The sequence below is a fragment of the Erwinia sp. V90_4 genome, assembly GCF_029967685.1.
In the GTDB taxonomy this organism is placed as follows: Bacteria; Pseudomonadota; Gammaproteobacteria; order Enterobacterales; family Enterobacteriaceae; genus Erwinia; species Erwinia aphidicola.
The window spans coordinates 1-13,171 of the sequence record NZ_JASCAQ010000037.1 but is presented as its reverse complement, the minus strand read 5'-3'; the positions used below and the strand labels follow the sequence as shown (position 1 = coordinate 13,171).

At 57.9% G+C, this 13,171-nt stretch carries 11 protein-coding genes; 2 read left to right on the top strand and 9 right to left on the bottom strand.

What is annotated here, in order from left to right; all coding sequences use genetic code 11:
- Window positions 1-97: 97 nt before the first annotated feature.
- The gene (locus QLG07_RS05550; protein WP_282468714.1) at window positions 98-1,243 is read left to right on the top strand and encodes a PatB family C-S lyase; all 1,146 of its coding nucleotides are present in this window, start codon (window positions 98-100) and stop codon (window positions 1,241-1,243) included.
- On the opposite strand, the gene QLG07_RS05545 is transcribed toward QLG07_RS05550, so the two are convergent.
- Window positions 1,240-1,806 (bottom strand): VOC family protein, encoded by a 567-nt coding sequence (locus tag QLG07_RS05545; protein ID WP_282468713.1) that lies wholly within the window; start codon window positions 1,804-1,806, stop codon window positions 1,240-1,242. The genes QLG07_RS05550 and QLG07_RS05545 overlap by 4 nt on opposite strands.
- Window positions 1,807-2,462: 656 nt before the next feature.
- Between QLG07_RS05545 and argS the strand changes: the two genes are divergently transcribed.
- The gene (gene argS, locus QLG07_RS05540; protein ID WP_282468712.1) at window positions 2,463-4,193 is read left to right on the top strand and encodes an arginine--tRNA ligase; all 1,731 of its coding nucleotides are present in this window, start codon (window positions 2,463-2,465) and stop codon (window positions 4,191-4,193) included.
- Between the two features lie 178 nt (window positions 4,194-4,371).
- Here the strand turns inward: argS and QLG07_RS05535 are convergent, their stop codons facing one another.
- The 8 genes from QLG07_RS05535 to QLG07_RS05500 form a co-directional block, all read right to left on the bottom strand.
- A complete protein-coding gene (locus QLG07_RS05535; RefSeq protein ID WP_048915809.1) occupies window positions 4,372-4,761 on the bottom strand; it encodes a flagellar protein FlhE in 390 nt (129 codons plus the stop codon).
- The gene (gene flhA, locus QLG07_RS05530) at window positions 4,761-6,848 is read right to left on the bottom strand and encodes a flagellar biosynthesis protein FlhA (protein ID WP_048915808.1); all 2,088 of its coding nucleotides are present in this window, start codon (window positions 6,846-6,848) and stop codon (window positions 4,761-4,763) included. The genes QLG07_RS05535 and flhA overlap by 1 nt, the downstream gene beginning before the upstream one ends.
- The gene (gene flhB, locus QLG07_RS05525) at window positions 6,841-7,992 is read right to left on the bottom strand and encodes a flagellar biosynthesis protein FlhB (RefSeq protein ID WP_133623817.1); all 1,152 of its coding nucleotides are present in this window, start codon (window positions 7,990-7,992) and stop codon (window positions 6,841-6,843) included. Before flhB ends, flhA begins: the two co-directional genes overlap by 8 nt.
- 147 nt (window positions 7,993-8,139) lie before the next feature.
- Window positions 8,140-8,784, bottom strand: a complete 645-nt coding sequence (cheZ, locus tag QLG07_RS05520) for a protein phosphatase CheZ (RefSeq protein WP_048915806.1) — start codon at window positions 8,782-8,784, stop codon at window positions 8,140-8,142.
- Window positions 8,785-8,793: 9 nt separating this feature from the next.
- The gene (cheY, locus tag QLG07_RS05515; protein WP_048915805.1) at window positions 8,794-9,183 is read right to left on the bottom strand and encodes a chemotaxis response regulator CheY; all 390 of its coding nucleotides are present in this window, start codon (window positions 9,181-9,183) and stop codon (window positions 8,794-8,796) included.
- 39 nt (window positions 9,184-9,222) lie between these two features.
- Window positions 9,223-10,272, bottom strand: coding sequence for a chemotaxis response regulator protein-glutamate methylesterase (locus QLG07_RS05510; RefSeq protein WP_048915804.1), 1,050 nt, complete (start codon window positions 10,270-10,272; stop codon window positions 9,223-9,225).
- Window positions 10,272-11,144 carry a protein-glutamate O-methyltransferase CheR gene (cheR, locus tag QLG07_RS05505; protein WP_048915803.1) on the bottom strand — a complete coding sequence of 291 codons (873 nt, stop codon included), beginning with the start codon at window positions 11,142-11,144 and terminating at the stop codon, window positions 10,272-10,274. The genes QLG07_RS05510 and cheR overlap by 1 nt, the downstream gene beginning before the upstream one ends.
- A 149-nt stretch (window positions 11,145-11,293) precedes the next feature.
- On the bottom strand, window positions 11,294-12,973 hold the full coding sequence (locus tag QLG07_RS05500; RefSeq protein WP_282468711.1) for a methyl-accepting chemotaxis protein: 1,680 nt from the start codon (window positions 12,971-12,973) through the stop codon (window positions 11,294-11,296).
- Window positions 12,974-13,171 lie beyond the last annotated feature (198 nt).

The following is a 13,171-nucleotide window of genomic DNA, read 5'->3' as shown; positions in this document are numbered from 1 at the left end:
CTCCGGTTAATCACTGCTGGCTGTTTGTTTATGTATACTCTGATGATTAGTCTGAACTTATCTTGCACTGGTACTTATTTTAACGGGAAACATGATCATGGCATTCAGTTTTGACCAACGGATAGACCGCCGTCACAGCGATAGCCTGAAATGGCGAAAATATGGTGACCGGGATATCCTTCCGCTGTGGGTAGCGGATACGGATTTTCGCTCTGCCGACTGCATTATCGACGCGTTACAGCAGCGGGTGGCTCACGGAATATTTGGTTATGGCTTCCCGCAGGAAGAGCTGATTGACGTGATTATCGCGCGTATGAGCAGCCGCTATGGCTGGCAAATCCAGCCGGAATGGTTAGTGTTTCTTCCCGGCGTAGTGACCGGGCTTAATCTATGCGTGCGTGCCTTTACCGAAGCCCATCAGGGCACCGTGGCCCCTACCCCAATCTATCCGCCGTTTCGTTCCGCGGCTTCGCTCGCCGCCAGAGATCAGATCAATGCCCCGCTGGTGCTGCAAGAGCAGCGCTGGGTAGTGGATTTTGACGCGCTGGACGCGCAGCTGACCGGCAACGAGAAGCTGCTGATGCTGTGCAACCCACAAAACCCCGGCGGCACCGTCTATCGCCGCGCTGAGCTGGAAGCCCAGCTGCGGTTTGCCCAGCGCCACGACCTGCTGGTCTGTTCGGATGAAATCCACTGTGACCTGCTGCTGGAACCGGGGGTAGAGCATATTCCGTTCGCCAGCCTGAGCGAAGACGCCGCGCAGCGCTCAGTAACCCTGCTGTCGCCGTCAAAAAGCTTCAATATCGCCGGGCTGGGCGCATCGCTGGCCATTATCCCCAACCGTGAACTGCGTGAACGTTTTAATCAGCAGCGCAAAGGCATTGTGCCGGACGTCGACGTGCTGGCGCTGGTCGCGGCCACCGCGGCCTGGCGCGACGGTCAGCCGTGGCTGGAGGCGCAGCTGGCGTATCTGCGCAGCAACCGCGATGCGCTGGTGCAGCACGTTAACACACTGCCGGGCCTGAACATGGTCGCGCCGGAAGGCAGTTACCTCGGCTGGATTGACGCCAGCCAGCTCAACGTAGCCAGCCCGGCGCTGTTCTTTGAAAAACATGGGCTGGGTTTCTCGGCCGGGCGCGACTTCGGCGATGACAAGTTTGTGCGCTTCAACTTTGGCTGTCAGCGCGACCTGTTAAACGAAGCCCTGCGCCGCATGACGCTGGCGCTGGCTATTGGTCGCTAAGCTTCGCGTTCGCTCTCCACAATCTCCTTCAGGCTCCACGGATGGAACTTGATGGTCACCTGGCCGTCAGTCACCGCCAGCGTCGGGTTGGGCAGCCGCTCACCTTCCCCCTGCGGCGCGCTGCTTTTCACTGAAATGCCCTGTTGGATCAAGCCTTCATCGGCCATCAGCGCCAGCGCACGCGTCCCCAGCGTCTCGGCATCGCCGCGCAGCACCACTTCGATATGCTCCCACCCCTCGTGGCGATAGAGCCGCTGACCGGGCCACGGTAGTTCAATGATGCTTATCGGCCACGGCCCCACCTGTAACGGTTGCGTTAATTCGAATAATGCAATTGGCCTGCCCGCAATCTGCTTCTCGGAAAACAGCGTCCCCAGACGTAAAAGGCCCGCTTTCCAACGCTCTGCGGTGGTGTTCTGATTGCACCTCAGCGCTATGTGGTCAACTTCCAGCACGGCGAGATCGAGCCCCAGACGCTGCGCCAAATGGTAAAGAGAGTGTAAAAAACGGGGTAAATCATTAGCCAGATCGTTTAATTCTGCTGCTTCAAAGCGCTCAGACATCACTGTTTCCTTCATTTACAGTAGCCAGGCTTACCTTTCATACTTAAGGCAACCTGAATTGCGTACCATCTCAATCAATAGAAATTTATCGTTTTAAGGCAATTATTCCTACAATTCGACTGTTTATCCGGCTTTTCATCCAGCTTCAGCTGGTTTAGTACCAGCTTTTCTTTTAGAAAATAGCCTTTAACTTTCTGTTTTAGTTTAGTTAAATTTATACAATGCGACAATTCCTAAATCCAAAGGGGTGGATTGTAGGCTATTCTGCTTTCTTATAGATTTGTCCCGACCATCACACAAGGAAAAGCTCTATGCTTATGTTATTGCTTGTCGCCGTGCTGATCGCGATGATGGGGTTTGCTCTGGTACGCCACTGGAAGGTACAGAACGGAAAAAATACTGTCGCTAGCCCGCACCGCCCCCATCGCCGTCGTTAATATCTTTTTTTGTGGATGACAGCCTCACAGCACTGTTTTCCCCACCTGCTCTGCACAAGTTATCCAGGAACGCAGGTTCCTGGATAACTTGTTATCAAATGCAGTATACTTTTCCCCTTCTTTTTTAGCGCTGCCATTCCCGGTCATTTTCCCGGCGGGCGGCGTCGTGACAACGGCCAGCGCGCAAGCGTTGACCTTTCAGCAAATTAAGGTAACTCGGTGAATATTCAGGCCCTTCTCTCAGATAAAGTCAGTCAGGCGATGATCGCAGTGGGTGCTCCGGCTAATTGTGAGCCTCAGGTGCGCCAGTCGGCTAAAGCACAGTTTGGTGATTACCAGGCCAACGGCATGATGGCCGTGGCTAAATCGCTGGGCATGCCGCCGCGACAGCTGGCAGAAAAGGTTCTGGAACAGCTGGACCTCACCGGAATTGCGCAGAAAGTGGAGATTGCCGGTCCGGGCTTCATTAATATCTTCCTTGACCCGGCATGGGTTGCCAGCCAGATCGACAACGTGCTGGCGGCACCGAAGCTCGGCGTGGCGCATGTCACTCCGCAGACCGTGGTGATCGACTACTCTGCCCCTAACGTCGCTAAAGAGATGCACGTGGGTCACGTTCGCTCCACCATCATTGGTGACGCCGCCGCGCGCACGCTGGAGTTTCTCGGCCATAACGTGATCCGCGCCAACCACGTCGGCGACTGGGGCACCCAGTTCGGCATGCTGATCGCCTTCCTCGAAAAGCAGCAGAACGAGAACCACGAAGAGATCGCGCTGGCCGATCTCGAAGTGTTCTACCGCGAAGCCAAGCGCACCTACGATGAAGACCCGGCCTTTGCCGAGCGCGCGCGTAGCTACGTGGTAAAACTGCAGGGCGGTGACGAATACTGCCGCAAGATGTGGAAACGCCTGGTTGACATCACCATGTCGCAGAACCAGAAAATTTATGACCGCATGAACGTCACCCTGACGCGCAATGACGTGATGGGTGAAAGCCTGTACAACGACATGCTGCCAGGCATTGTCGCCGATCTGAAAGCCAAAGGGCTGGCGGTTGAAAGCGAAGGCGCCACCGTGGTGTTCCTCGACGAGTACAAAAATAAAGATGGCGAGCCGATGGGTGTGATCATCCAGAAAAAGGATGGCGGCTATCTTTACACCACCACCGATATCGCCTGCGCCAAATATCGTTACGAGACGCTGAAAGCCGATCGCGTGCTCTATTACATCGACTCACGCCAGCACCAGCATCTGATGCAGGCGTGGACCATCGTGCGTAAAGCCGGTTATATCCCGGATTCACTGCCGCTGGAGCACCACATGTTCGGCATGATGCTGGGCAAAGACGGTAAGCCATTTAAAACCCGCGCGGGCGGCACCATTAAGCTCTCCGACCTGCTGGATGAAGCGGTTGACCGCGCCACCAGGCTGATTGGTGAGAAGAACCCGGATATGCCAGCGGACGAGCTGCAGCAGCTGGCGGAGATCGTCGGGATCGGCGCGGTGAAATACGCAGATCTGTCAAAAAGCCGTACCACTGACTACATCTTTGACTGGGACAATATGCTGGCGTTCGAAGGCAACACCGCGCCGTATATGCAGTATGCCTATACCCGCGTGCTGTCGGTGTTCCGTAAAGCCGGGATTGATGAACACGGCATCAGCGGCGAAACGCGCATCAGCGAAGAGCGCGAAGCGGCCCTTGCCGTGCGTTTGCTGCAGTTTGAAGAGGTGATTACTCAGGTTGCGCGCGACGGGATGCCGCATGTGATGTGTGCTTACCTGTACGATTTGGCGGGCCTGTTCTCCGGTTTCTACGAGCACTGCCCGATCCTGAATGCCGAAGATGACGCCACTAAGCAGAGCCGTCTGCGCCTGGCGCTGTTGACCGCCAAAACCCTGAAGCAGGGTCTGGACACGCTGGGCATTCAGACGGTAGAACGGATGTAACACTTGTAGGGGTCGACCCTTTTTTTCGGTCGACCCGTGCTGGGGTGTTGCAGCGCCGGGCTGACCGAAACAGAGGGTCAGCCCCTACGAAAAATCGGGGTTCAACCGTAGGGGTCGACCCTTTTTTTAGGTCGACCCGTGCCCGCATTCCGGGTCGACCGGAAAAGAAGGTCGACCTCTACTGGTAATTCACCATCACTTCATTACTCACCACGCGCACTACCGGAAATACCCGCCCTTTCCCTTCTACATGATAAATAAAGCGTAATGTTTCCCCTGCCGCCACGTTGCTTAAGCCACGTGTTGACCCGCTGCCGCCCTCAATCGGCACGCAGCGATTTTCCGCACAGAGCCTGACCTGCAAACCCGCCGGAGCCGGCGTGCTCAGCACGTAACGCCAGGCGACCTCGGTCATTGCGCCGCTCACCGCTTCAGACGGTGCCAGCGGGCGCGACGACGCCTGCACGCCGCGATTCTGCAGGCCCGGGCCGGTGGCACTGGCATGCCAGGCACCGCCCGCCGCCAGGCTGATGCCCGGCAGCAGCAGTAACAGCCATAACGCCCTCATTAATGCCCCCCGATGGTGGAAGTCATGCGGATATTGCGGTTGTCGGTGAGCTCCATATTGGAGATCACCATCAGCTGCGGCAGCGTGCGGCGCAGGAAGCGGGCCAGCAGCGCACGCAGCGGATGATTGACCAGCAGCACCGGCGGCGCCCCCAGCCCTTCCTGATGCTGCAGCGCGCTCTGCGCCTGCGCCAGCAGGCGGTCAGCCAGACCCGGCTCCAGCCCACCGCCGCCCTGCAACGCCTGTAACAGCAGACGTTCCAGCGTTGAGTCCAGCCCGATAACCTGCACTTCGCCATTGCCCGGGAACCACTGCTGGGTGATGGCGCGGCCCAGCGCCACGCGCACCACCGAGGTCAGCTCCTGCGGATCGGTCTGCACCGCAGCGTGTTCCGCCAGGGTTTCAATAATGGTGCGCATATCGCGGATCGACACGCGCTCGGCCAGCAGGTTCTGCAGCACTTTATGCAGCGTAGTCAGGGTGATCACGCCCGGGATCAGATCCTCAGTCAGCTTCGGCATCTCCTGAGTCACGCGGTCCAGCAGCTGCTGCGCCTCCTGGCGGCCAAACAGTTCGCTGGCGTACTGGCCAATCAGATGGTTGAGGTGAGTTGCCACCACGGTGCTGGCCTCCACCACGGTAAAGCCCTGTATCTGCGCCTGCTCTTTCAGCGCGCTATCAATCCAGATCGCCGCCAGGCCAAAGGCCGGGTCAACGGTGGCTTCACCCGGTAATGTTCCGGCAGCCGTGCCCGGGTTAATCGCCATCCAGCGGCCGGGATACGCATCCCCGCTGCCAATTTCAACGCCCTTCATCAGAATGCGGTAGCGCGCCGGCGTCAGATCCATGTTGTCACGGATATGCACCACCGGCGGCAGGAAGCCCATCTCCTGGGCGAATTTCTTACGGATACTGCGGATGCGTCCGAGCAGCTCGCCGTCCTGCGCGCTGTCGACCATCGGGATTAGGCGGTAGCCCACTTCCATCCCCAGCGAATCTTCCAGCTGCACGTCGCCCCAGGTGGCTTCGACCGAGGCCGCGCTCTCCTGCGGGGCTTTGGCCATCTGCGGCGTCGCGGCGGCTTTTGGCTGCATCTCTTTACCGCGGATCCACCAGGCCAGCCCCAGCAGCGCGGCGGTAAACAGCAGGAACACCAGGTTTGGCATGCCCGGCACCAGGCCAAGCAGGCCGAGCACCCCGGCGCTCAGCATCATGACGCGCGGGTTGTTGAACAGCTGGCCGACCATCTGCTCGCCCACGTCCTGATCGGTGCCCACGCGCGTCACTATCACACCGGCGGCGGTGGAGATCACCAGCGCCGGGATCTGTGCGACCAGGCCGTCACCGATGGTCAGCAGGGTATAGGTTTCCGCCGCATGTCCGGCATCCATCCCGTGCTGCACCACCCCGACCAGCAGGCCGCCGATCACGTTGATCACCATAATCATGATCCCCGCCACCGCATCGCCGCGCACGAACTTACTGGCACCGTCCATTGAACCGTAAAAATCGGCTTCCTGCGTCACATCAGAACGGCGCTTTTTGGCTTCCTCTTCGCCGATCAGTCCGGCATTGAGGTCGGCGTCAATCGCCATCTGCTTACCCGGCATCCCGTCGAGCACAAAGCGCGCGCCCACTTCGGCAATACGCCCGGCCCCCTTGGTAATGACCATAAAGTTGATGATGACCAGTATGATAAACACCACGATACCGATGGCGAAGTTACCGCCCACCAGGAAGTGACCAAAGGCTTCCACCACCTGTCCGGCAGCCGCCGCCCCGGTGTGGCCTTCCATCAGGATAATACGCGTGGAGGCCACGTTGAGCGCCAGGCGTAATAAGGTGGAGAACAGCAGAATGGTCGGGAAAGCGGCGAACTCCAGCGTTTTCTGGGTGAACATCGCCACCAGCAACACCATAATCGACAGCGCGATGTTGAAGGTAAACAGCAGGTCAAGGATGAACGGCGGCAGCGGCAGCACCATCATCGACAGGATAAGCAGGATCAGTATTGGCCCGGCCAACACCTTCCACTGCGTATCTTTCATGTTGGCAGGTAACCGTAATTTAGCGGCCAGATTAGACATCAGGTTTTTCTTCTCCAGCAAAGTCCAGCGCTTCCGGCACCGGTAATTTAACAGGTCGTTTTGGGATCAGCCCCCCTTCCACTTTCCAGCGGCGGAGTTGCCATACCCAGGCGAGAACTTCTGCCACGGCGGCGTACAGCTGCCCCGGGATATGCTGGCCAATTTCACTGTGGCGATACAGCGCACGCGCCAGCGGCGGGGCTTCGAGGATCGGGATACGATTCTCTTTCGCCAGCTCACGAATGCGCAGAGCAATATCCCCTGCGCCCTTCGCCAGCACCTTTGGCGCACTCATTTTCTTCTCGTCGTACTGCAACGCGACCGAATAGTGGGTCGGGTTAGTCACAATCACGTCCGCCTTCGGCACATCGGCCATCATGCGGCGGCGGGCGGCGGCACGCATTTGCTGGCGGATACGCCCCTTCACGTGCGGGTCACCTTCCTGCTGCTTGTACTCATCGCGAATATCCTGACGCGACATGCGTAAATTCTTGAAGTAGCTGTACAGCTGGAAGAACACGTCGAAACCCACCATCGGCGACAGCCCGAGCACCACCAGAATGCTGCACATCGCAATCATGTTCAGCGCCCCGGCCAGCGCGGTCACCGGCGACTCACTCACCAGGCGCAGCATCTCCGCCCAGTGGTGCCAGATATATAGCCCGGTAACGATGCCAACCAGCGTGGCCTTAAGCACTGCTTTCAGCAGCTCCGCTGCCGACTGGGCGGAGACCAGCTTCGCCAGCCCTTTGATCGGGTTCATCTTGCCGGGGTCGAACTTAATTGATTTTCCGCTGAAGACCAGGCCACCGAGCAGCATCGGCGCGGCGATTGCCACCACCACCAGGCCAAACATCATCGGCAAGATAGCCATCACCGCCTGCATCAGCAGGTTGGCAATCTGGCGCAGCATCTGGCTGGTATCACTGACCACCGAGTGGTTAAACACCAGACCATCCGCCACCAGCGCACCGAGTTTGCGCCCCATCCATTCACCGCCAGCCCAGAGAATACTTAGCCCGGCCACCAGCATCAGGATCGACGTCAGCTCACGCGATCGCGGAATCTGCCCATCTTCTCGGGCTTTTTCCAATCGGTGAGCCGTAGCGGACTCTGTTTTTTCCTCATCGCTATCCTGAGACACAGCGGCGAACCTTCAGTACGGATTGACTGAGGCTAGAATGCCAAATTCGCGCAGGGGTAATGCCACGAGTAAACGTGTAATTAGGGGGTTATTTACGGAATGGGAAAAACAGTCAATAGAGGGGCGGTAGGGTACCGCCCCTGGATATCAGAAGCCGAGGCTGTCCAGCAGGTCATCGACCTGGTCCTGGCTGGCTACCACGTTTGGTGCCGCAGCATTAATCTGCGGACCATTGAGCAGGCTGTCGGTATCTTTTTTCGCCCGCATACTCTGGTCTGGAATGTTCTCCATCAGGACCGTCAGCAGCTGACGTTCAATCTCCTGGATCACATCCATCATACGTTTTATCACCTGCCCGGTCAGATCCTGGAAATCCTGAGCCATCATGATTTCCATCAGCTGGGCGTTGGTGAAGCTGGTATGCTGCGGCACTTCGTCGAGATAACCACGAGTATCCGAAACCAGCGAGCGGGCATCTGCCAGTTCGATAGGATTTTCAAACCACTCATCCCAGCGCCCTTTCAGCGTTTTCGCTCCATCTTCCAACACCGTCTGACGCGGCTGTGCAGCCTCCACGCAGTTAAGCGCGCGCTCTGCCGCCTGCGCGGTCATCTGTACCACATAATCAAGGCGATCGCGGGCATCTGGGATCGCTTCTGCCGCTTCGGCAATAGCATGATCCAGACCCAGCTCTCGCAGACTGTCGCGCAGCATCCGCGTCAGTGAACCAATTTTGGAGATAATGTCCTGTGCCGAAGCAGCATCAACATTTGGTTTCGGAATTGCGTTCATGTTGGCTCCTTACATACCCAGTTTTTCGAAGATCTTGCCTAATTTCTCTTCCAGGGTAGCCGCAGTGAAGGGTTTAACCACGTAGCCGCTGGCGCCCGCCTGAGCCGCAGCAATGATGTTCTCTTTCTTCGCTTCCGCCGTCACCATCAGGACCGGCAGTTTGCTCATCGTGGCGTCCGCACGAATGGTTTGCAGCAGCTGCAGACCGTCCATATTGGGCATGTTCCAGTCAGAGACCACGAAGTCAAAACCCCCGGCGCGCAGCTTATTCAGCGCATCAACGCCGTCTTCTGCTTCTTCAACGTTGTTGAAACCCAGCTCTTTTAACAGGTTACGGACGATACGACGCATCGTGTTGAAGTCGTCTACCACCAGAAACCGCATATTTTTATCGACCATACTTACTCCCGTTTTTTGTCGCTCGCGAGGACCGCGTTGTTAGATACGCAACGCCTGTCCGGCGCTAATTTTTGCCAGCATGTGCTGACTGATTTGGTGAAGATCCACCACTTCACTGGCTCCCCCGAGGGCGATTGCCTCTCGCGGCATACCAAATACCACACAGCTCGCTTCGTTCTGGGCGATGGTCCAGGCACCGGCTTTATTCATCGCCAGCAGCCCGGCAGCCCCATCGTTACCCATTCCGGTCAGGATCACGCCAACGGCATTCCGACCGGCGTACTGCGCCACTGAGTTAAACAGCACATCGACCGACGGCTTGTGACGATTCACCGGCGGGCCTTCATTCAGTTTGACCTGGTAGTTTGCGCCACTGCGCGCCAGCTCCAGGTGCATCGCGCCCGGGGCAATATAGGCATGGCCGGGCAGAATACGTTCGCCATCTTCCGCCTCTTTCACCGTGATCTGACACAGCTTGTTCAGACGTTCGGCAAACGAGCGGGTGAAGCCTGGCGGCATATGCTGGGTGATCAGCAGCGCCGGGCTGGTGGCCGGTAACGGCTGCAGCACGTGGCGGATCGCCTCGGTACCGCCGGTCGACGCGCCAATCGCAATCAGCTTTTCACTACTCAGCAGCGGACCCGCTTTCAGCATCACCGGCGCGGGCGTTGGGCCACGGGTGTGCAGACGTGCGCGGGAAGCGGCACGCACCTTATCGGCAATCATCTGGCTGTAGGCCAGCATCCCTTCGCGGATCCCCAGCGACGGTTTGGTGACAAAATCCACCGCCCCCAGCTCCAGCGCGCGCAGCGTGATCTCAGAGCCTTTCCCGGTCAGGGAGGAGACCATCACCACCGGCATCGGACGCAGGCGCATCAGTTTTTCAAGAAAATCGAGGCCATCCATTCGCGGCATTTCAACATCCAGCGTTAACACATCCGGGTTGAACTGCTTGATTAAATCCCGCGCCACTAACGGGTCCGGCGCGGATGCCACCATCTCCATATCGGCATGGCTGTTGATAATCTCGGTCATCAGCTGACGCATCAGGGCAGAATCATCAACGCACAACACTCTGATTTTACTCATTATCTTTCCTTAGTCAGTCCATAGACCGTCTGGCCACGCAGATAGAACTCTTTACTGATCTGGCTGAAGTTTTCTGAGTGTCCGGCAAACAGCAGGCCGCCTGGTTTCAGTAACGGAACAAAACGCCGTAAAATTTTCTCCTGCGTCTCTTTATCAAAGTAGATCATCACGTTACGGCAAAAAATCACATCAAATGGGCCGGAGAGCGCCCAGTCGTTAGCCAGCAGGTTAAGCTGGGCAAAGCTCACCATATTTGCCAGCTCCGGACGCGCGCGCACCATGCCCTCATGCGGGCCGGTGCCGCGCAGGAAGAAGCGCTGCATCTGCTGCGGTGACAGCGTGCGCAGCTCTTCCTGGCGGTAGACGCCGGACTGCGCCTTCTCCAGCACCTGAGTGTCGATATCCGTGGCATGGATCTGGAATTTACCCGGACCGGTGCCCAGCGTTTCGGCCAGCGTCATGGCGATGGAGTAAGGCTCCTCACCGGTGGAGGCCGCCGCACACCAGACGTTGTAACTGCCGGGGCGACGCTTCGCGTGCTCCGCCAGGATAGGAAAGTGGTGCGCCTCGCGGAAAAAGGCCGTCAGGTTGGTGGTCAGGGCATTGATAAATGCCTGCCACTCCGCGCTGTTCGGGTCAGTTTCCAGTAGCGCCATATAGCGACCAAAATCGTCGATATTTAACGTACGTAACCGGCGCACAAGGCGGTTATAAACCATCTCCCGCTTGTGGTCGGCGAGGACGATGCCAGCTCGCTGATAAATCAACTGACTGATACGCTTAAAGTGCGTATCGGATAACGGCAGACGCTGCACCATCTGTGACAGCAGCGTTGCGGTTTCCGGTGGAGCTAACAACGTCGTTTTCTTCATGTAGCCATCCTGCCAACTTCAACCCAACGTTTCTGCGTGGGCGGACCACAACAGCGCTCCGCCCCTACTGTAGGGGTCGACCCTCTTTTTCAGTCGCCCCGTTAACTGGCAGACCGGCTATTTCGGCCGACCGACCTTATTGTGACGTATTAAAATGTTTCCCAATGCTCGTCTGAACTGGCTGCCGGTAACGCTTTACGCGCCGCCGCGGGTGCTGCCAGCACCGGGGAAACGTTGCCCCTGTTGTTATTAACGGCCGCGATGACATTTTCTTTACGAATTCGGAACACGGCGACCGCCTGAGTCAGTCGGCTGGCCTGATCTTCGAGCGAGGCCGCCGCCGAAGCGGACTCTTCCACCAGCGAGGCGTTCTGCTGCGTAACGCGGTCCATCTCGGTGACGGCGGTGCCGACCTGGTCGATGCCCTTGCTCTGCTCGTCAGAGGCAGAGGCGATTTCGCCCATGATGTCGGTGACGCGGGTCACCGCATTGACGATATCGGTCATTGTCTCTCCGGCGCTCTCCACCAGCACCGAGCCGGTATTGACGCGAGATACCGAGTCTTCAATCAGCCCTTTGATCTCCTTCGCCGCCTGCGCGCTGCGCTGGGCGAGGTTACGCACTTCGCCCGCCACCACGGCAAAGCCACGCCCCTGCTCCCCGGCACGCGCCGCTTCTACCGCGGCATTGAGGGCCAGAATGTTGGTCTGGAAGGCGATGCCGTCGATGACGCTGGTGATATCGGCAATTTTCTTCGAACTGCCGGCGATGTCGTTCATGGTTTTCACCACGCCATCCACCACTTTGCCGCCCTTCTGTGCGGTTTCAGAGGCGCTCAACGCCAGCTGTGACGCCTGGCGGGCGTTCTCGGCGTTCTGCTTCACCGTCGCGGTCAGCTGCTCCATGCTGGCAGCGGTCTGCTCCAGCGAGGCGGCCTGCTCTTCGGTACGCGCAGAGAGGTCGTTGTTGCCGGCGGCGATTTCGCTGGCGCCGGTAAAGATGGCATCGGAACCATCGCGCACGTCGCTAACGGTTTTTACCAGCTCCTGCTGCATGTGATGCAGGCTGGAGGCCAGCTGCGCCATCTCGTTGCGCCCTGTCACCTCAATACTCTGCGTCAGGTCGCCGCTGGCGATACAGCGGATATGCTCGATGCTCTGTTTCAGCGGACGCAGCAGAATGTGGTGGATACCGCTCCACACCAGCGCGATGGTGGCGACGGAGACCAGCAGAATAATCAGCAGCACCCAGATAGCCTGGTGATAAGCGCGCTCGTTCTGCTCGGCACCCGCCGACAGCAGGGCATCGGTATTTTTCAGCCAGTTGTCATAGGCCGCTTCAAAACCGTTCTGGAAACCGGTAGTAGGCTGGTCGACAAACCCTTTGAAGTCACCTTTGGCCAGCATGTCGCTCAGCTCAACCAGCGCGTCATGCAGGATTTTATAGTGCTCGCTCACGGCCTGAACGTGCGGCAGTGCCACGACATCCGGCGGTAACTCTTTGGTGTACTCAGCAAACTGCGTTTCTGCGGTGGTCAGCTGGCTTTTCGCCAGCGCAACCAGTTCCGGGATCGTGGCGCCGCTGCCGTTATTGCTGGCATCCAGCTGATAGCGGATCCCGGCGCGGTTAAGCGTATTACGTGTCTGAACCAGTGCTATCCATGCGGCGGTAAGATTGGCCTGCTCCAGGCGAATCTGCTGAGTCAGCGCGAAGTTTTCCTTATCTCCTTTCAGAGACTGGAAAAACAGCCCGCCCGAAATCAACTGTAAAGAACCAAACAAAACCAAAACCAGCACCAGGCTGGTTACCACTTTCATACTCTTGAACATACCTTTCCCCAGTTGGATAGCTACTGCTGTGTTTTATCGGCAATCGCGGGGGGATCTTTATGGCGCTCGGATGGATTAAGGTCGAGGCATGCCTCGACCCTACATATTACGTGCAGAGGTCGGGCATGCCTCGTCCCTACATAGACCCTACATATTACGTGCAGAGGTCGGGCATGCCTCGTCCCTACATAGACCCTA

What these genes read in the sequence shown, in the direction of transcription:
- QLG07_RS05550 (WP_282468714.1), top strand. Translation starts at nt 98, where the DNA reads ATGGCATTCAGTTTTGACCAACGGATAGACCGCCGTCACAGCGATAGC.
- QLG07_RS05545 (WP_282468713.1), bottom strand. Translation starts at nt 1,806, where the DNA reads ATGTCTGAGCGCTTTGAAGCAGCAGAATTAAACGATCTGGCTAATGAT.
- QLG07_RS05535 (WP_048915809.1), bottom strand. Translation starts at nt 4,761, where the DNA reads ATGAGGGCGTTATGGCTGTTACTGCTGCTGCCGGGCATCAGCCTGGCG.
- flhA (WP_048915808.1), bottom strand. Translation starts at nt 6,848, where the DNA reads ATGTCTAATCTGGCCGCTAAATTACGGTTACCTGCCAACATGAAAGAT.
- cheZ (WP_048915806.1), bottom strand. Translation starts at nt 8,784, where the DNA reads ATGAACGCAATTCCGAAACCAAATGTTGATGCTGCTTCGGCACAGGAC.
- cheY (WP_048915805.1), bottom strand. Translation starts at nt 9,183, where the DNA reads ATGGTCGATAAAAATATGCGGTTTCTGGTGGTAGACGACTTCAACACG.
- QLG07_RS05510 (WP_048915804.1), bottom strand. Translation starts at nt 10,272, where the DNA reads ATGAGTAAAATCAGAGTGTTGTGCGTTGATGATTCTGCCCTGATGCGT.
- cheR (WP_048915803.1), bottom strand. Translation starts at nt 11,144, where the DNA reads ATGAAGAAAACGACGTTGTTAGCTCCACCGGAAACCGCAACGCTGCTG.
- QLG07_RS05500 (WP_282468711.1), bottom strand. Translation starts at nt 12,973, where the DNA reads ATGTTCAAGAGTATGAAAGTGGTAACCAGCCTGGTGCTGGTTTTGGTT.